Origin of the sequence: Nocardia nepalensis, from assembly GCF_048910785.1 — a bacterium.
Lineage (GTDB): Bacteria > Actinomycetota > Actinomycetes > Mycobacteriales > Mycobacteriaceae > Nocardia > Nocardia nepalensis.
Window position 1 is genome coordinate 241,467 of sequence record NZ_JBKBET010000021.1, and the last position, 16,767, is coordinate 258,233.

The 16,767-nt window shown below is 65.7% G+C and carries 18 protein-coding genes; 5 read left to right on the forward strand and 13 right to left on the reverse strand.

The annotated features are described in order from the left end of the window. Positions 1 to 100: 100 nt before the first annotated feature. The gene (locus tag ACHQ4I_RS18010) at positions 101 to 481 is read right to left on the reverse strand and encodes a nuclear transport factor 2 family protein (protein ID WP_420772941.1); all 381 of its coding nucleotides are present in this window, start codon (positions 479 to 481) and stop codon (positions 101 to 103) included. Between the two features lie 106 nt (positions 482 to 587). Here ACHQ4I_RS18010 and ACHQ4I_RS18015 point away from each other — a divergent pair, with 106 nt between their 5' ends. Further along, on the forward strand, positions 588 to 1,349 hold the full coding sequence (locus ACHQ4I_RS18015; protein ID WP_420772942.1) for a helix-turn-helix domain-containing protein: 762 nt from the start codon (positions 588 to 590) through the stop codon (positions 1,347 to 1,349). Between the two features lie 50 nt (positions 1,350 to 1,399). On the opposite strand, the gene ACHQ4I_RS18020 is transcribed toward ACHQ4I_RS18015, so the two are convergent. Both ACHQ4I_RS18020 and ACHQ4I_RS18025 read right to left on the reverse strand, forming a co-directional pair. Then, on the reverse strand, positions 1,400 to 2,020 hold the full coding sequence (locus ACHQ4I_RS18020) for a hypothetical protein (RefSeq protein ID WP_420772943.1): 621 nt from the start codon (positions 2,018 to 2,020) through the stop codon (positions 1,400 to 1,402). A 107-nt stretch (positions 2,021 to 2,127) separates the two neighbouring features. Next, entirely contained in the window at positions 2,128 to 2,994 is an 867-nt protein-coding gene (locus tag ACHQ4I_RS18025; protein ID WP_420772944.1) for a MetQ/NlpA family ABC transporter substrate-binding protein, read from the reverse strand. 132 nt (positions 2,995 to 3,126) lie between these two features. Here ACHQ4I_RS18025 and ACHQ4I_RS18030 point away from each other — a divergent pair, with 132 nt between their 5' ends. Genes ACHQ4I_RS18030 through ACHQ4I_RS18040 form a run of 3 tightly spaced genes read left to right on the forward strand, consistent with a single transcriptional unit; the run spans position 3,127 to position 5,724 of the window. After that, positions 3,127 to 4,002: a MetQ/NlpA family ABC transporter substrate-binding protein gene (locus ACHQ4I_RS18030; protein ID WP_420772945.1), complete on the forward strand. Its 876-nt coding sequence runs from the start codon at positions 3,127 to 3,129 to the stop codon at positions 4,000 to 4,002. Next, the gene (locus ACHQ4I_RS18035; protein WP_420772946.1) at positions 3,999 to 5,009 is read left to right on the forward strand and encodes a methionine ABC transporter ATP-binding protein; all 1,011 of its coding nucleotides are present in this window, start codon (positions 3,999 to 4,001) and stop codon (positions 5,007 to 5,009) included. Before ACHQ4I_RS18030 ends, ACHQ4I_RS18035 begins: the two co-directional genes overlap by 4 nt. 52 nt (positions 5,010 to 5,061) lie before the next feature. Next, positions 5,062 to 5,724, forward strand: a complete 663-nt coding sequence (locus tag ACHQ4I_RS18040; protein ID WP_420772947.1) for a methionine ABC transporter permease — start codon at positions 5,062 to 5,064, stop codon at positions 5,722 to 5,724. 74 nt (positions 5,725 to 5,798) lie between these two features. On the opposite strand, the gene ACHQ4I_RS18045 is transcribed toward ACHQ4I_RS18040, so the two are convergent. From ACHQ4I_RS18045 to ACHQ4I_RS18090, 10 genes are all read right to left on the reverse strand, one after another. Beyond that, positions 5,799 to 6,236 (reverse strand): DUF4189 domain-containing protein, encoded by a 438-nt coding sequence (locus tag ACHQ4I_RS18045; protein ID WP_420772948.1) that lies wholly within the window; start codon positions 6,234 to 6,236, stop codon positions 5,799 to 5,801. A gap of 297 nt (positions 6,237 to 6,533) precedes the next feature. Then, positions 6,534 to 6,905, reverse strand: a complete 372-nt coding sequence (locus ACHQ4I_RS18050) for a metal-sulfur cluster assembly factor (protein ID WP_420772949.1) — start codon at positions 6,903 to 6,905, stop codon at positions 6,534 to 6,536. Next, a complete protein-coding gene (sufU, locus tag ACHQ4I_RS18055; protein ID WP_420772950.1) occupies positions 6,902 to 7,396 on the reverse strand; it encodes a Fe-S cluster assembly sulfur transfer protein SufU in 495 nt (164 codons plus the stop codon). Before sufU ends, ACHQ4I_RS18050 begins: the two co-directional genes overlap by 4 nt. A gap of 3 nt (positions 7,397 to 7,399) precedes the next feature. After that, on the reverse strand, positions 7,400 to 8,653 hold the full coding sequence (locus tag ACHQ4I_RS18060; RefSeq protein WP_420772951.1) for a cysteine desulfurase: 1,254 nt from the start codon (positions 8,651 to 8,653) through the stop codon (positions 7,400 to 7,402). 1 nt (position 8,654) lies between these two features. Further along, entirely contained in the window at positions 8,655 to 9,431 is a 777-nt protein-coding gene (gene sufC / locus ACHQ4I_RS18065; RefSeq protein ID WP_420772952.1) for a Fe-S cluster assembly ATPase SufC, read from the reverse strand. Between the two features lie 37 nt (positions 9,432 to 9,468). Continuing rightward, on the reverse strand, positions 9,469 to 10,650 hold the full coding sequence (gene sufD, locus ACHQ4I_RS18070; RefSeq protein WP_420772953.1) for a Fe-S cluster assembly protein SufD: 1,182 nt from the start codon (positions 10,648 to 10,650) through the stop codon (positions 9,469 to 9,471). Beyond that, complete coding sequence (gene sufB / locus ACHQ4I_RS18075; protein ID WP_420772954.1) at positions 10,650 to 12,086, reverse strand: Fe-S cluster assembly protein SufB; 1,437 nt, start codon at positions 12,084 to 12,086, stop codon at positions 10,650 to 10,652. Before sufB ends, sufD begins: the two co-directional genes overlap by 1 nt. Beyond that, positions 12,083 to 12,898: a helix-turn-helix transcriptional regulator gene (locus tag ACHQ4I_RS18080; protein ID WP_420772955.1), complete on the reverse strand. Its 816-nt coding sequence runs from the start codon at positions 12,896 to 12,898 to the stop codon at positions 12,083 to 12,085. The genes sufB and ACHQ4I_RS18080 overlap by 4 nt, the downstream gene beginning before the upstream one ends. A gap of 212 nt (positions 12,899 to 13,110) precedes the next feature. Next, complete coding sequence (locus tag ACHQ4I_RS18085; RefSeq protein WP_420772956.1) at positions 13,111 to 14,130, reverse strand: zinc-dependent alcohol dehydrogenase; 1,020 nt, start codon at positions 14,128 to 14,130, stop codon at positions 13,111 to 13,113. A 40-nt stretch (positions 14,131 to 14,170) separates the two neighbouring features. Then, complete coding sequence (locus tag ACHQ4I_RS18090) at positions 14,171 to 14,806, reverse strand: TetR/AcrR family transcriptional regulator (protein WP_420772957.1); 636 nt, start codon at positions 14,804 to 14,806, stop codon at positions 14,171 to 14,173. A gap of 100 nt (positions 14,807 to 14,906) precedes the next feature. Here ACHQ4I_RS18090 and mptB point away from each other — a divergent pair, with 100 nt between their 5' ends. After that, a complete protein-coding gene (gene mptB, locus ACHQ4I_RS18095) occupies positions 14,907 to 16,649 on the forward strand; it encodes a polyprenol phosphomannose-dependent alpha 1,6 mannosyltransferase MptB (RefSeq protein ID WP_420773090.1) in 1,743 nt (580 codons plus the stop codon). The last annotated feature ends 118 nt before the right edge of the window (positions 16,650 to 16,767 follow it).

Here is a 16,767-nt window from a genome sequence, read left to right on the forward strand (position 1 = left end):
GGAAGGTGATCAAGATCAGGTGGCAGTGGTGGCGGGGGCTTCTCGGGCGATGCCGCCACAGGTTCCACATGATCATTTGTCCAGTTCGGACTCGGGAGGGTTAGAACATTCCGTGTGGGAGTTGGGTGTTGTCGTCGGGGACCGGTTGGACTACGTCCCAGTGTTCGGTGATGATGCCGTCTACTAGGCGCCAGATGTCCACTACCGCGATGCCGCGTGGGTCGTCGGGTGGGATCATGTGATAGTGGACGACGGCGTAGTCGTTGTCGGTGATGACTCGTTTGATCTCCAGTCGGGCCTTGGCCACCGGCGAATTCGCGGTGAATTCGATGAAGGCGTCGCGGCCGGACGGGTTCCCTGGGCTGTGCTCGATGAAGTTCTCGTGCAACAGGGTTCGTAGCACCTCGATATTGCCGTTGGTGAACTCGGCGAGGCTGCGTAGGAGGAGTTCCTTATTGCGGGTCGGCAGATCGTTCGTCATGCGGGTAACCGTCGCAGCAGCGCGGTAAGCCTGTCGATTACCAGGCATGTAATGGCGGAGGGTCGGCGGCGCGGCGATACTGGCGTGTGTGGACCAAGATCGGCACGTGGGTGAGCTGTTGCGCGAGTGGCGAGCTCGGCGCCGGCTCAGTCAGCTCGAGCTGTCGGTGCAATCCGGAATCTCCACGCGGCATATCAGTTTCGTCGAAACCGGGCGGACCGTGCCGAGTCCGGCGATGATCGAACGATTCGCCGAGCACCTGAATATCCCACTGCGGGAACGCAACCGGCTGCTGGTGGCGGCCGGACACGCGCCGACCTATCGGCAGCGGACCATGGACGATCCGGATCTGTGCGAGGCGCGGGCCGCGGTGCAGCGGGTGCTGCGGGCGCATGAGCCGTTTCCGGCATTGGCCATCGACAACCGATGGAATCTGCTGTCCGCCAATGCGGCGGTCGGCGTGTTCTTCGACGAGGTCGATCCGGCGCTGCTCGAACCGCCGATCAATATGATGCGAGTCGGTCTGCACCCCAAGGGTTTCGCACCGCGGGTGCGCAATATCGACCAGGTGCGCGGGTTCCTGCTGCCGCGCCTCGCACGGCAGGCGGCCCAGACCGGCGATCCCGAATTGGCCACGCTGCATGCGGAATTGAGTGCGTTCGCACCGCAAGACGGTCCGCCACGAATCGATCCGGCGGATATCGCACTGCCCATCCGACTGCACCATCGCGGCACCGAGCTGTCGCTGTTCAGCACGATCATGCGGTTCGGCGCTGCCTTCGACGTGACGCTCGACGAGATCGCGATCGAGTCCTACTTCCCGGCCGACCCCACAACCGCCACCTACCTCGACGCACTCGCCGGGTAGTGCCACTCGGTATCAGTCCTGCGGGAATGGGCCGAGCAGATCGCCATGGTTCAGGACTCGGCTGCCCGCGCCTTTCCCTCCTCGAAGAAGTCGAGCAGGGCGGCGACGGTGTTCACCTCGTCGCGCGGACGCAGTGCGCCGAAGGGAGCGTTCCAGAAGTCGCCGGTGCGTGGTGTCCAGGGGCCGACATAGGCGTAGGGCCCCGGGTGCGCGGAATCACCGGGCGACACACCGTAATTGACTTCGTGCAGCGTGCTGGACAAGTCGAAATGCTCCGGCCAGAGCACCGGAATGACATCGGGGGCCGAGCAGCGCAACGCGGCATCGCCGAGCGCGAACCAGTCCGCGATCAGCGTCGCCGCCTCCGGATCGACCCGGATCGGATCGCCCGGATCGGTTCCGGTGATGTCGACGTAGACACCGGCCGGAGCCTGCGCCTCGAATCCCGCGCTGGCCGCCAGCTTGTCATACGTCCCCGCCAGCGGCGTGCGCCCCTCCGGCCACACCAGATCCGCGCCCACCACCGATACCGGCCATCGCGCACCGCCGAAGCCACCTAGTACGACGCGCATCCTGATGGTCCCGAACCGCCGAAACTGCGGTCCCGCGATCAACAACTCCCCCGCCGCATGCAGCGCCAGTCGGGTGTCCCGATACGTTGTGTCGTCCACACCGAAATCATGGCCGCCGCACGCCGCCCGCGCCATCCCCTGCCGGATATGTCCTGATATCGGGGCGCGTATGACTAGCCGAACGCATTCCGGAGTGACCGCGCCTCCTACTTGCGGAACTTGGTCTCCAACTCGGCCAGGGTGGCCCGCAGATCCGCCGCATCGTTGGTCTTGAAGACGCCCTGGAACCCGGCCTCCGCCCGAACGGCCGCCTCGACCTCGGGATCGTGGTAAAGCCGCACCAGCGCAAGCAGTTTCGGGTTGTCCTTGTCTTCGGCGCGGGCGGCGAAGATATTGATGTACTGCTTCAACTCCGGGCGTTCCGGGTCATCGGTGAAGATGGTCTCGTTCTTGGTGAGACCGGCCGGGCGGGCGAAGGTGTCGTCGACGAAGGCGGCATCGACGCTGTCCAGCGATTGCGCGGTCAGCGTCGGATCGATGGTCTTCAGGCGCACCTTCGAGGCGTCGGTATCCACGTCCTCGATCTTCGAATCCCAGCTCGCGCCGCCCTTCAGCACGATCAGCCCGGCGGCGGCCAAGCCGAGCAGCGGCCGGACCTGATTGGCCGGATTGTTGCTCAGCGTGATCTGGCCGCCCTTGGGGATCTCGGCCACCGACTTGTGCTTGCGCGAGTACAAGGTGAGCGGATAGATCTCGGTGGCACCGATCGGCACCAGGGTGTCGTTATTGCGGACGTTGTAATTGGCCAGGTACCGCACGTGCTGGAACTTATTGAGGTCGATCCGCTTTTGCGCCAGCGCCGGATTCGGCTGGTTGTAGTCGGTGAAGTTGACGAACTCGACGGCGATGCCCGCTTCGGCGGCCTTCTTCTTGTAGACGTCCCAGTGCGGCAGCGAGATGTCGTTCACCCCGATGCGCACGATGTCGTCCTGGTGCTCCCTACCGCACGCACCCCCACCGGCGGCCAGGGCAAGGAGTAGGGGAATCATCAGAACACGGCGCAGCAATCGCATTGCAGGCAACCTAGACGTTCGTCCAACTAGTTGCCAGAGTTTCGCTCAGCCCAATCCAAACCGTTGTCCGATGCCCGAACACATCGCTTGGATTACCGGGTTCATATTGCGACAAGCATTTCGGGAGCACGAGTGAAATTCCATCGGGTACTGGCGATCCCGGTCCTGGTAGCCACCGCGGCCCTCACCCTGACGGCGTGCGGCAGCGACGACAAGGCTTCCTCCGACAACGTAGTGCGCATCGGCACCACCGACAAGGATCATGCCTGGGACGTCTTCGAGCAGAAGGCGAAATCGCAGGGCATCACCCTGCGGATCACCAACTTCTCCGATTACAAACAGCCGAATCTCGCGCTGTCGCAGAAGCAGATCGATCTGAATCTGTTCCAGCATCTGCAGTTCCTCGGCGCCTACAACGTCGCCAATAACGACACCCTGACCCCGATCGCCTCGACCTATATCGTGCCGCTCGGGCTCTACTCCAAGAAGCACAAATCGCTCGCGGACCTGCCGCAGGGCGCCGAGATCGCGATCCCCAACGACCCGACCAATCAGGCGCGGGCGCTGTTCGTGCTACAAGCTGCCGGTTTGCTGAAGCTCTCCGGCGACAGCAAGGCGCCGACGCCCGCCGATATCGATAAGGGTGCGTCCAAGGTCAAGGTGACCCCGGTCGACGCGGCCCAGACCGCGCTCTCCCTCGCCTCGGTCGACGGCTCGATCATCAACAACACCTTCCTCGACCGTTCCGGCATCGACCCCAATTCGGCTCTCTACAAGGATGATCCGAAGAATCCGGCGGCCGAGCCCTATATCAATGTCGTGGTCTCCAGGGCCGCGGACAAGAACAATGAGCTCTACCAGAAGGTGGCCAGGCTCTGGCACGACACCGATGTGCAGCAGGCACATGCCCAGGTCACCAAGAACACCGCGGTCGAGGTCGAGCGCACCGGGCCCGAACTGGAGCAGATCCTGGCCAGGGTGCAACAGACCATCAAAGACGGCAAGTGAGCGAGCAATCGGTACCCGCAGTCGAATTTCGATCGGTCACAAAGGTTTTCGGCAAGGGCGCGAATAGGCATGTCGCGCTCGACGAGATCGATCTGCGCATCGAACAGGGCGAGATCTTCGGTGTGATCGGCTATTCCGGCGCGGGCAAGAGCACGCTGGTGCGGCTGATCAACGCACTGGAGAAGCCGACCACCGGCACCGTGGCGGTCTCCGGCAGACCCATCACGGGTGTGCGCGAGGCCGAGGTGCGGCGCGCCCGCCGCGATATCGGCATGGTGTTCCAGCAGTTCAACCTCTTCCGATCACGCACGGCCGCAGGCAATATCGAGTATCCGCTGAAGGTCGCGGGCTGGAGGCGCGCCGAGCGCAAGGCGCGGGTCGAGGAACTGCTGGAGTTCGTCGGACTCGCCGATAAGGCCCGCAGCTATCCGGATCAGCTCTCGGGTGGTCAGAAACAGCGGGTCGGCATCGCGCGTGCACTGGCGACCTCACCGTCGCTGCTGCTCGCGGACGAATCGACCTCGGCATTGGATCCGGAGACCACCGGCGAGGTGCTGCGGCTGCTGAGGAAGATCAACCGTGAACTCGGCGTCACCATTGTGGTGATCACGCACGAAATGGATGTGATCCGAGCGGTGGCCGACCGGGTCGCGGTGCTCGCCGAGGGCAAGATTGTCGAACTGGCCAGCACCTTCGAGGTTTTCGCGACCCCGCAGGCACCGCCGACGCAGTCGTTCGTGGCGACCGTGCTGCACAACCGGCCCGATGCCGAGGAGCTGCGGCGACTCGGCGAACTGCACGGCGGCCGGCTGGTCACCGTGGATATCGATGATCAGCGCGGAATCGGTGCGGCACTGGCCATTGCCGCACATGCCGGTGTTCGGTTCGAAGTGGTGTACGGCGGGGTGAGTACGTTGCAGGACAAGACCTTCGGCAGCGTGACGCTGGCCTTGCACGGTTCGGACGACGACGTGGACAAGGTGATCGCCGAACTCGACCACCGCTAGCGACTGCTCGCAGGTCGCTCGAAACGACCTGCGTCGACCGAAAGGACTAGCCGTGCATACGGATTGGGACAAACTCCGGCCGGTACTGAGCGAGGCAATCGGCACCACCGTCTATCTGGTGCTGCTCACCTTCGTTGTCGGCGGATTGATCGGGCTCTTCCTCGGCACCGCCCTCTACACCACCCGCAAAGGCGGGCTACTTGCGAATGCGCCGATCAACCTGCTGCTCAACGTACTGGTGAACGTGGTCCGGCCGATCCCGTTCATCATCCTGCTCGCGGCACTCGGGCCGGTAACCCTCGAAGTGGTCGGGACGACGATCGGCACTGAGGCAGCGGCATTCGTCATGATCGTTGCGGCGTCCTTCGGCATCGCTCGCATCGTGGAGCAGAATCTGGTCACGGTGGATCCCGGTGTCATCGAGGCGGCCCGGGCGGTCGGGGCCGGTCCGCTGCGGATCATCCTGACGCTGCTGATCCCGGAGGCGTTGGGGCCCTTGGTCCTCGGCTACACCTTCGTGGTGATCGCCATTGTCGATATGTCCGCGATGGCAGGCACCGTCGGCGGCGGCGGGCTCGGCGATTTCGCGTTGGTCTACGGGTATCAGCGCTTCGACTGGCAGGTCACGCTGGTGGCCACGCTCATCATTATCGCCGGTGTGCAGGGGATTCAGTTCCTGGGCAACTTCGTCGCCCGAAAGGTGCTGCGGCGCTGAGTCTTCGGCGCGGCCGCAAAGAAGTGCGCTCTCGACGCGACTCGCGTCGAGAGCGCACTTGGTCTGTCCGGGCGTCAGTTCGCGTTCGCGGTGCACTGCGAATCGACGATGCGCGGTCCGCGCGGCACCGAGCTGCCGAAGTTCAGCAGCGGCGGCGGCGCGGTCGGACCGGCATTGGCGATCGCCTGCTGCTCGGCCTCGGCTCGCGTCGGCGCCCAGGCCCAGCCCAGGTGCTCATCGCCGTTGCGGGCCACGGCCGCACACGCGTTGGCGAACTGCACGATGACGTGGCAGCTGGGCAGGCCGCACTGCTGCACCGCGGCGCGATCCGAATCCGCCCAGTTCGAATAGTTGTACGCCCATCCGAGGGTCGCATCGCCCCGCGGCGAGGTCGAGATCGCCAGCGAGCCGTAGAGGCCCTCGTCTGCCTGTGCGGCACCGGCCCCGGCGGCGATGAACGCACCCGCGGACGCGGCCACCAGACCCATGGCAGCCTTGGACGACAGTGACATGTGATGTCTCCCCAGTTCAGAAAATAGCCTCGGATCGAGAGCCTGGCTGGTCCGATCCGAATTGTCGAAGTCTTTGTATCACCGAGGTCCGACTATTCGCCACGGTCGACGCCGAACCAGGCACGCGCACCGGCCTCGTCGACAATGCCGCCACCCTCGAAACCCAATGCCGGGTAGCCGAATTCGATGCCGCCCGAGAACCTTGATCGACCTGGCCGGTGGGCGACAGGTGCGAAACGCGAAGCGACCCCGGCCGTGTGGCCGGGGTCGCTTCGAACGTATTCGGCCGCAGCCGTCCTAGACGGTGAAGCCGAGGGCGCGCAGTTGTTCGCGGCCGTCCTCGGTGATCTTGTCCGGACCCCACGGGGGCATCCAGACCCAGTTGATCTTGAGGTCTTCGGCGAGGCCGGAACGGACGAGGGCGTTGCGGGACTGGTCCTCGATGACATCGGTCAGCGGGCAGGCCGCCGAGGTGAGGGTCATGTCGAGGGTGACGACATTCTCCTGGTCGACGCTCATGCCGTAGACCAGGCCGAGGTCGACGACATTGATGCCGAGTTCGGGGTCGACGACGTCACGCATCGCCTCCTCGATGTCCTCGAGCTGCCTGACGGCCTCGGCCGAAAGTTCGATCTGCTCGGTCGTTTCGGTGGCTGGTGTCTCACTCATGACGATTTTCCATTCGTGGAGATGTCGCTGCCCATGGTGCGCTTGGCCTCTTCCGCGGAGGTTATCCGAATCACCGCATCCTTGAACGCCAGCCAACCCAGCAGAGCGCACTTGACCCGCGCCGGGTACTTGGACACACCGCTGAGCGCGATACCGTCGCCGATCATGTCCTCGTCGCCCTCGACGGTGCCGCGGCTGGAGATCATCTCGTTGTAGGAGTCGACGACCTTGAGCGCCTGCTGCACCGGCAGCCCGATCACCTGATCGGTGAGAATCGAGGTGGCGGCCTGACTGATCGAACAGCCCTGCCCGTCATAGGACACATCGGCGACATCACCGTTGCCGTCGAGCTGGACGCGCAAGGTCACCTCGTCACCGCAGGTCGGGTTGACGTGGTGCACCTCGGCACCGAACGGCTCCCGCAGCCCGCGATGATGCGGGTGTTTGTAGTGATCCAGGATCACTTCCTGGTACATCTGCTCCATGCGCATGTCTTATGCAACTCCGAAGAAGCTCTGGGCCTTCCGCACGGCGGCTACCAGCTGGTCTACCTCATCCAGGGTGTTGTAAACCGCGAATGACGCACGGGCGGTGGCGGGTACGCCGAGGCGACGCATCAGCGGCCACGCGCAATGGTGGCCCACTCGCACGGCGACGCCCTCGTCGTCCAGAATCTGCCCGACGTCATGGGCGTGGATGCCCTCGACCACGAACGACACCGCGCCACCGCGGTCGATGTTCTCGGCCGGCCCGACGATCCGCACGCCCGCGATCGCGGCGAGTCCTTCCAGCGCCGCACCGGTGAGCGTGTGCTCGTGTGCCGCAACGGCTTCCATCCCGATCGCTTCGAGATACCGCACGGCCGCACCCAATCCGACAACCTGCGAGGTCATCGGCACACCGGCCTCGAAACGCTGCGGCGGCGGCGCGTAGGTGCTGCCCTCCATGGTGACGGTCTCGATCATCGAACCGCCGGTGATGAACGGCGGAGTCTCCTCGAGCAGCGCGCGCCGCCCGTAGAGCACGCCGACACCGGACGGTCCGAGCATCTTGTGCCCGGAGAACGCGGCGAAGTCGACGCCGAGTTCACGGAAGTTCACCGGCATATGCGGCACCGACTGGCAGGCGTCGAGCACGGTGAGCGCGCCGACTTCCTTTGCCCGGCGGACCAATTCGGCGACATCGCTGACCGCGCCGGTCACATTCGACTGGTGCGTGAACGCGACAACCTTGGTGGCGGGCGACAATTCGAGCGAATCGAGGTCGATCCGGCCGTCGTCGGTGATGCCGTACCACTTCAGGGTCGCACCGGTCCGGCGCGCGAGTTCCTGCCAGGGAACGAGATTCGCGTGATGCTCGAGCTCGGTGATGACGATCTCGTCGCCCGGACCGACGTGGTAAGGGAAGCGATGGTCGGAGAACGCGTAGGTCACCAGGTTCAGCGATTCGGTCGCATTCTTGGTGAATACGATCTCATCGGCATCCACGCCGACGAACCGGCCGATATCGGCCCGCGCGCCCTCGTAGGCGTCGGTGGCCTCCTCGGCCAGCTGATGCGCACCGCGGTGCACGGCCGAATTGCGCTCGGTGAGGAATTCGCGTTCCGCGTCGAGCACGGCGAGGGGACGCTGCGAGGTCGCGCCGGAGTCCAGGTACACCAACGGCTTCCCGTCCCGAACCGTGCGGTTCAGGATCGGGAAGTCGGCCCGGATGCGGGCGACGTCGAGGGTGCGGACCGTGGCGGTCATATCAGGCTCCAGCGGTAGCGGTCTGAGTAAAACGGACGTAGCCGTTCGCGTCGAGTTCTTCGGCCAGCTCGGCGCCGCCCTCGGCGACGATGCGGCCGCCGACGAACACGTGCACGAATTCGGGCTCGATGTAGCGCAGGATGCGGGTGTAGTGCGTGATCAGCAGCACGCCGCCGTTCTCGCGCTCCTTGTAGCGGTTGACACCCTCGGAGACGATGCGCAGCGCGTCGACGTCCAGGCCGGAGTCGGTCTCGTCGAGGATGGCGATCTTCGGCTTGAGCAGGCCCAGCTGCAGGATCTCGTGGCGCTTCTTCTCACCACCGGAGAAACCCTCGTTCACGCTGCGCTCGGCGAAGGCGGCGTCGATCTCCAACTCGTTCATCGACTCCTTCACCTCCTTGACCCAGGTGCGCAGCTTGGGGGCCTCGCCACGGACCGCGGTGGCGGCGGTGCGCAGGAAGTTCGACATCGAGACACCGGGAACCTCGACCGGGTACTGCATGGCCAGGAACAGACCCGCGCGCGCCCGCTCGTCGACGGACATCGCCAGGACGTCCTCGCCGTCGAGGGTGATCGAGCCGGAGGTCACCGTGTACTTCGGGTGTCCGGCGATCGCGTAGGACAGGGTCGACTTACCGGAACCGTTGGGGCCCATGATGGCGTGCGTCTCACCGGATTTGATGGTGAGGTTCACGCCCTTGAGGATTTTGATGGGCTCGGCGGTCTCGTCCGGGTTGGCGACCTCGACGTGCAGGTCCTTGATTTCCAGGGTGGTCATCGAATTCGGATTCCTTACTGACAAAGGGTTTGGTTGGTCATGCGCCGATCGCGGCGAGTTCGGCCTCGATGGCCGACTCCAGCCGCTCCCGGACCTCGGGGACCGCGATCTTCTGGATGATCTCGTGGAAGAAACCGCGCACCACCAGACGGCGGGCGGCGTCCTCCGGGATACCGCGGGCGCGCAGGTAGAACAGCTGCTCGTCATCGAAACGACCGGTGGCGCTGGCGTGACCGGCGCCGACGATCTCGCCGGTCTCGATCTCCAGGTTCGGCACCGAATCGGCGCGCGCGCCGTCGGTGAGCACCAGGTTGCGGTTCACCTCGAAGGTGTCGGTGCCCTCGGCGGCCGCGCGGATGAGCACATCGCCGACCCACACCGTGCGGGCATCGCCCTTGGGCGAATGCGGATCGCCTTGCAGCGCACCCTTGTACAGCACATTGGACTTGCAGTGCGGGACCGCGTGGTCCACGAGCAGGCGCTGCTCGAAGTGCTGACCGGCATCGGCGAAGTAGAGGCCGAGCAGTTCGGCGTCGCCGCCGGGGCCCGCGTAGCGGACATTGCCGGTCAGGCGCACCAGATCACCGCCAAGGGTGACCGAGGTGTGCCGCAGCGTGGCGTCGCGCCCGAGCTGGGCGTGGTGCGCGGTGGCGTGCACCGCGTCGTCGGCCCAGTCCTGGATCGCGACCACGATCAGCTTGGCGCTGTCGCCGAGCACGAATTCGATGTTCTCGGCGTAGGTTCCGCTGCCCCGCTGGTCGATGACCACGGTGGCCACGGCGAAGTTGCCGAGGCGGATCTGCAGGTGACCGTAGGCGGTCTTACCCTCGCCCGGACCGGTGACGGTGACGGTGACCGGTTCGGCGACTTCGGTTTCCGTGCCGACCGAGATCACGGTCGCCTTTTCGAAACCCGAGTAGGCCTGGGCCGCAACGCGATCCGACGGCACACCGGCCGCGCCGAGGCGAGCATCGGTGCGCTCCACCGTTTCCACGGTCACACCAGCGATCGGGGCGACCTCGACGGTGGCCTCGCCGTCACGAACGGCGGTACCGTCCTGCAGCCCACGGAGGCGGCGCAGCGGGGTGAACCGCCACGCCTCATCCTTCGCCGAGGGCACTTCGAAGGCATTGACGTCGAAAGAGGTGAAGACCTCCCCCTTGTTGACTGCCGGTGTGCGAGCCTCAGCGGCTGCGGCAACGTTGTCCAGGGCTGCCATCAGCCGACGGCTCCTTCCATCTGCAGTTCGATCAGGCGGTTCAGCTCGAGCGCGTACTCCATCGGGAGTTCCTTGGCGATCGGCTCGACGAAGCCACGCACCACCATCGCCATCGCCTCGTCCTCGGTGAGGCCGCGGCTCATCAGGTAGAACAGCTGGTCCTCGGACACCTTCGAGACCGTGGCCTCGTGGCCCATCGTCACGTCGTCCTCGCGGATATCGACGTAGGGGTAGGTGTCGGAGCGGCTGATCGTATCGACCAGCAGCGCATCACATTTCACGGTCGACTTGGAGCCGTGCGCACCCTTGTTGACCTGGACCAGGCCGCGGTAGGAGGCCCGGCCGCCGCCGCGCGCCACCGACTTCGACACGATGGTCGAGGAGGTGTGCGGCGCCAGGTGCAGCATCTTCGCGCCAGTGTCCTGATGCTGGCCCTCACCGGCGAACGCGACCGAGAGCACCTCGCCCTTTGCGTACTCACCCATCATCCACACGGACGGGTACTTCATGGTGACCTTGGAGCCGATATTGCCGTCGATCCACTCCATGGTCGCGCCCGCCTCCGCCTTGGCCCGCTTGGTGACCAGGTTGTAGACGTTGTTCGACCAGTTCTGGATGGTGGTGTAGCGGCAGCGGCCGCCCTTCTTCACGATGATCTCGACCACCGCGGAGTGCAGCGAATCGGACTTGTAGATCGGCGCGGTGCAGCCCTCGACGTAGTGCACGTAGGCGCCCTCGTCGACGATGATCAGGGTCCGCTCGAACTGGCCCATGTTCTCGGTATTGATCCGGAAGTAGGCCTGCAGCGGAATGTCGACGTGCACGCCCGGCGGCACGTAGATGAACGAACCACCCGACCACACGGCGGTGTTCAGCGCGGAGAACTTGTTGTCACCGGCCGGGATCACCGAGCCGAAGTACTTCTCGAAGATCTCCGGGTGCTCGCGCAGACCGGTGTCGGTGTCCAGGAAGATCACGCCCTGGGCCTCCAGGTCCTCGCGGATCTGGTGGTAGACGACCTCGGATTCGTACTGCGCGGCGACACCGGCGACCAGGCGCTGCTTCTCCGCCTCCGGGATGCCGAGCTTGTCGTAGGTGTTCTTGATGTCCTCGGGCAGGTCTTCCCAGCTCTCGGCCTGCTTCTCGGTCGAGCGCACGAAGTATTTGATGTTGTCGAAGTCGATGCCGTCGAGGTTGGAGCCCCAGCTCGGCATCGGCTTGCGATCGAAGATGCGCAGCGCCTTGAGCCGGTGCTCGAGCATCCACTCGGACTCGTTCTTCTTCGCCGAGATGTCGCGGACGACAGCCTCGGACAGGCCTCGTTGTGCACTGGCACCGGCCACATCCGAATCGGCCCAGCCGTAACCGTATTTGCCCAGGGAAGCGATGGTTTCTTCCTGAGTGAGCGGTTGCACCTGGTCGGTGGTCGTCGTCATTCGGCACTCCTTCCGGAGTCGTTCGTACGTTCCGCTGCGGGCTGTGCAGCGGCTTTATGGGAAGCGTTATCGGTGATAGGGAGAACGAACAGCGGCACATGGGTGGTGCACGCGCAATCGCCGTTGGCGATCGTCGCAAGTCGCTGGACGTGGGTTCCGAGCAGGTCCCGGAAAGCCTCGAGTTCGGCCTCGCACAACTGCGGGAATTCCTCGGCCACATGAGCCACCGGGCAGTGGTGCTGGCAGATCTGCACACCAGCGCCGACCTTGCGGGTGGACGCGGCGAATCCGGCGTCGGTGAAGGCCTCCGCGATCTCGTCCGCCTTGGCGGTGGTGGTTTCCGCGGTGTGCTCGGCGACCGGTTCGATGCCCTTGACGATGGTCCTGGCCCGCTTGCGCGCGAATTCGGTGATGGCCTGCTCGCCGCCGACCTCACCGAGCTGCCGAATGGCGGCCCCGGCCAGATCGTCGTATGCGTGGCCGAGCCGTCCCCGACCGACGGCCGTGAGCTGGTATTGCTTGGCCGGGCGGCCGCGACCCTTCTGCTGCCACGGCGCCGAGCGGCTGGCCCGCGCCTGACCGGATTCGATCAGCGCGTCCAGATGCCGGCGGACACCCGCTGGCGTCAGGCCGAGCCTGGTGCCGATCGCGGTCGCGGTGATCGGACCCTCTTCGAGCAGCAGCTGGACGACGGCGGCTCGGGTATGGCCCTCACCGCCCGCGACCAGGGTCGCGGGCGCAGCAGAAGACGCGGCACCGGTACGGCGACCGGTGCCTGCATCCTCGTCGTGCGGCAAACCCACGGTTTTCACAACACCAGTGTGACGGAATTACTTCCCGGAATCTAATAAGGGTGCCCTGAGTTGCCATGCCGGTGACCTGCGCCGGAGCACTTCCGGGGGGCGCAAGAGGCCGCAACGAGTTCACCACCTGCGACTCTGGCACCTCGACGGGCCCGAGCACCCGGCAGAATCACGGGTGCGATTTAGGACACACCACGGTGGTGAAAATCCCCAGGCGCTCTTCAGCGGACCGCGACCAGCTTCATCGGGGTCGCGAGCAGCGCGTCGACGGCGTCGTCCCAATCGGCGGTCACCGTGGTGACGAGGGCCGGGTCGAATCTACCGGCGGCGACCAGGTCGAGGACGGCCGGAATCGCGGGGCGGGCGTGGGCGCGGCCGGTGTGGAAGGTGCAGCAGCGCGAGTACATCTCGAAGATCGGGAGCGCGACGTCGGTCAATTGGACGCTCGCGCTGGTGCACCAGCCGTCGTAGGCGGTCGCGTCGATCGCGGCGCGCAGCGCGCTCGCACCGCCCGCGGTTTCGACGGTGATCGGGAAACGGCCGACCCGGGCGTCGCGTTCGGCCTCGATCGCTTCCGCCTCGAGCTTGCGCGCGATCTCCAGTCGGGCCGGATCGGTGTCGAGGTAGACCGCGCGCGACGAGCCGAGCGCGACGGCGAGACCGGCCGCGTAGAGACCGATCGACGGGGCCGCCGGACCGCCGATCACCAGCACTTCCGCACCCGGATTGTCCGCCAACTGCGGTGCGACGCAACGGTATGCGTCGGGGATGTTATCGCTGGCACTGGCCACGGCGACCGGATCGACGCCGGCGGGGACCGGGACCAGCATGGCATCGGCGTGCGGAATCAACGCCAGATCCGCCCACAGGCCGCCCCAGTCGAGGCCGCCGATCGTGCCGAGTCCGAAGGTGGATAGCGGTGGATGGCTCGCGCAGTTGCCGGTTCGGCCGCGCAGGCAGGGTCCACAGCCGCCGCACGAGATTTGGAACGGTACGACCACGTGATCGCCGACCGCGACCGTTCGCACCTCGTCGCCGACCGCCACCACCTCCGCGACGCCTTCGTGCCCGAACGGATACGGGCCCGGCAGCGGGAATGCCCCGCGCAGCACCGCCGGGTCGATATCACAGGTGGCCAGTGCGACCGGACGAACAAGGGCCTGGCCCGGGCCGGTGAGCTCGGGTTCCGGCACTTCTTCCCAGCGCAGGTCACCGGGGCCGGACAGTATCAATCGTTGCATTGTCCGAGTGTCGCTAGAACGTTCTTTCTAGTCAAGGGCGTCAGGGCTTATCGCCTTGCGCACCAGCCACTTCCGGAACATTTCCGGCGCCGGGCACATCCGAGATGCCCGCCTCGGCCAGCGTCAGTTTGATCAGCCGCTCCATCGCGACCGCCACCGTGCGCAGGGGTTCGTCCGAGCGGCGCACGCGGGCCAGGATCGTCGCGCCCTCGTAGGCGGCGACCACCGTGGTCGACAGGTCCCGGGCCGCCCCCGCGGCCAGCCCCAATTCCGTGAGCAGCTTCGTGAACGCCCGCTCCATCAATTCGAACGCGACCACACAGGCATTGCGCACGGCCTCCACATCGCTGCCACCGTCGAGGGCGGGCGTGCCGACCGGACAGCCATCGGTCCATTCCGAACCGGCCAGCTTGGCCACCATGAACTCGAAAATCGTCGCCGTCGTCGCGAACACATCGGTCGGCGCCTGCGCGATCAACCGCCCCGACACCACACCGGTCCCGGTGATCGCCGCAACCGCGATCTCCTCCTTCCCGCCCGGAAAGTGGTGATAGATCGACCCGTACGGCAACCCGGCCGCCTCGCTCAACGATTTCAACCCGAACCCGTGATAGCCGTGCCGCGCGAGCAACCCCGCCGCCGCGACCTCGATCCGCCGCCTGGACTCCGAAACCATGCCCCGATTCTGCCTGCGTGCGATCGTGGTGAGAACGTGCCCCGCGGTCGGTCCGCGGGACAGCGGAGGTGCCGGTGGAATCGGCTACGCTGGCCGCGTGATGTCAGGCGAGCACGGCGAAGAGGGTGTCGAACGCCGGTCGAACACCTCGAGCACGCTGATCCGACTGCGCCGGACCGCGCCGGTCAGCGCCGCCGTTTCGCTGGGACGTCGCATTATCGGACTCGATGTAGCGCCGGACCACACCGTCGGCGACACCTTTCACGTCAACGAACCCGAAGCAGCCGAACTCAACCCGCAGGAAACCGCGCAACTGCGCCGGGTCCGGCTGCTCGGCGCGACCGGTGCGGTCATGATGGCCATCGGCGCCCTCGGGCTCGGCGCCCAGCCCACGCTGCAGAATCCGACCTACGGCCGGGCCATTCTCGGGCTGCCCGCGCGGGTACACAACTCCGGGCTGGCCACGACCATGGTCGGCACGGTCATCGTGATGCTGGCCTGGCTGCTGCTGGGGCGCTTCGCTCTGGGCTTGCAGTCCAACCGCATTCGCCGCATCAGCCGCTCGCAGTTGGACCGGACCCTGCTGCTCTGGATCATCCCGCTATCGGTCGCGCCGCCGATGTTCAGCCAGGACGTCTATTCCTATTTGGCGCAGGGGGAGATCGCGGCCAACGGGCTCGATCCCTATGATGTCGGCCCCGTACAGGGCCTGGGTCAGGACCATATTCTGACGCGCAGCGTCCCCAATATCTGGCAGAATTCGCCCGCGCCGTACGGACCGCTATCGATCTGGCTCGGCAAGGGCATCGCCGAAATCGTCGGTGACAATATGCTCGCCGGAGTGCTGCTGCACCGCATGCTCGCGCTCACCGGTGTCGCCTGCATCGTCTGGGCACTACCGCGATTGGCGCAGCGGTGCCGAGTATCGCCCGTCGCCGCATTGTGGCTCGGCGCGGTGAATCCATTGGTGATATTCCATCTGGTGTCCGGCGTGCACAACGAGGCCATGATGCTCGGGCTGATGCTGGTCGGGTTGGAATATTGTCTGGCGGCATTGAGCAATGTCGGCCCGATGCGTGGACACGTACTCGTGCTGCTCTTATCGGGCACAACACTGATCGCGCTGTCTGCCATGGTCAAGATTCCATCGATGCTGGCGCTCGCGTTCGTGTGGATGGCGTTGAGCCGGAAATGGGGCGGCGATCTGCGCGCCGTGCTCAGCTCCTCCCTGCTCTTGGGTTGTGTCACCGCCGCCGTCATGCTCGCGGTCTGCCTCGGCAGCGGTCTCGGATTCGGCTGGATAGACACCCTGACCATGGCCAACTCGGTGCGCAGCTGGATGTCACTACCCACCGCGCTCGGGGTCGCCACCGGATTCGGCGGCGTCTTGTTGGGATTGGGCGACCACACCACCGCACTGCTCAGCATCACCCGGCCGATCGCGGCGGCCGCGGCCACGCTGGTCGTGGTGCGGCTGATGGTGGCCACCTGGCGGGGTCGGCTGCATCCGGTCGGTGCGCTCGGTGTCGCCTTCGGCGCGGTCGTCCTGCTGTTTCCGGTGGTGCAGCCCTGGTATCTGCTCTGGGGGATCGTCCCGCTGGCGGCCTGGGCCAGCCGACCCGCCTTCCGGGTGCCGGCGACGATCGCCTCGGCGGCCATCAGCGTCATGCTCATGCCGTCGGGCAGCGAAATTCCCCCGTTCGTCCTTATCTATGCGGCCTGCATCACGGTCCTCACATGTGCGCTGATGATCCTGGCCACCCGAAAGTCGCTGCCATGGCGGCTGCACCACGGCGCCGATGCGGTGCCCACCGCTGCCGGTCCTTCCGGACCGCAGAGTTGACGAGGCAGGGGTGTCGTCCCGGTCACATCCCTCGACCGCTTACGGTGTGACACCGTGAGGGAGCGAAGCGAGCGAACAAAGGGCACAGCACCCTTGGACGCGATGAAGCCGAGCACCG

What these genes read in the sequence shown, in the direction of transcription:
- ACHQ4I_RS18060 (WP_420772951.1), bottom strand. Translation starts at nt 8,653, where the DNA reads ATGACCGCCACGGTCCGCACCCTCGACGTCGCCCGCATCCGGGCCGAC.
- ACHQ4I_RS18025 (WP_420772944.1), bottom strand. Translation starts at nt 2,994, where the DNA reads ATGCGATTGCTGCGCCGTGTTCTGATGATTCCCCTACTCCTTGCCCTG.
- sufD (WP_420772953.1), bottom strand. Translation starts at nt 10,650, where the DNA reads ATGGCAGCCCTGGACAACGTTGCCGCAGCCGCTGAGGCTCGCACACCG.
- ACHQ4I_RS18010 (WP_420772941.1), bottom strand. Translation starts at nt 481, where the DNA reads ATGACGAACGATCTGCCGACCCGCAATAAGGAACTCCTCCTACGCAGC.
- mptB (WP_420773090.1), top strand. Translation starts at nt 14,907, where the DNA reads ATGTCAGGCGAGCACGGCGAAGAGGGTGTCGAACGCCGGTCGAACACC.
- ACHQ4I_RS18085 (WP_420772956.1), bottom strand. Translation starts at nt 14,130, where the DNA reads ATGCAACGATTGATACTGTCCGGCCCCGGTGACCTGCGCTGGGAAGAA.
- ACHQ4I_RS18045 (WP_420772948.1), bottom strand. Translation starts at nt 6,236, where the DNA reads ATGTCACTGTCGTCCAAGGCTGCCATGGGTCTGGTGGCCGCGTCCGCG.
- ACHQ4I_RS18090 (WP_420772957.1), bottom strand. Translation starts at nt 14,806, where the DNA reads ATGGTTTCGGAGTCCAGGCGGCGGATCGAGGTCGCGGCGGCGGGGTTG.
- sufU (WP_420772950.1), bottom strand. Translation starts at nt 7,396, where the DNA reads ATGCGCATGGAGCAGATGTACCAGGAAGTGATCCTGGATCACTACAAA.
- sufC (WP_420772952.1), bottom strand. Translation starts at nt 9,431, where the DNA reads ATGACCACCCTGGAAATCAAGGACCTGCACGTCGAGGTCGCCAACCCG.
- sufB (WP_420772954.1), bottom strand. Translation starts at nt 12,086, where the DNA reads ATGACGACGACCACCGACCAGGTGCAACCGCTCACTCAGGAAGAAACC.
- ACHQ4I_RS18050 (WP_420772949.1), bottom strand. Translation starts at nt 6,905, where the DNA reads ATGAGTGAGACACCAGCCACCGAAACGACCGAGCAGATCGAACTTTCG.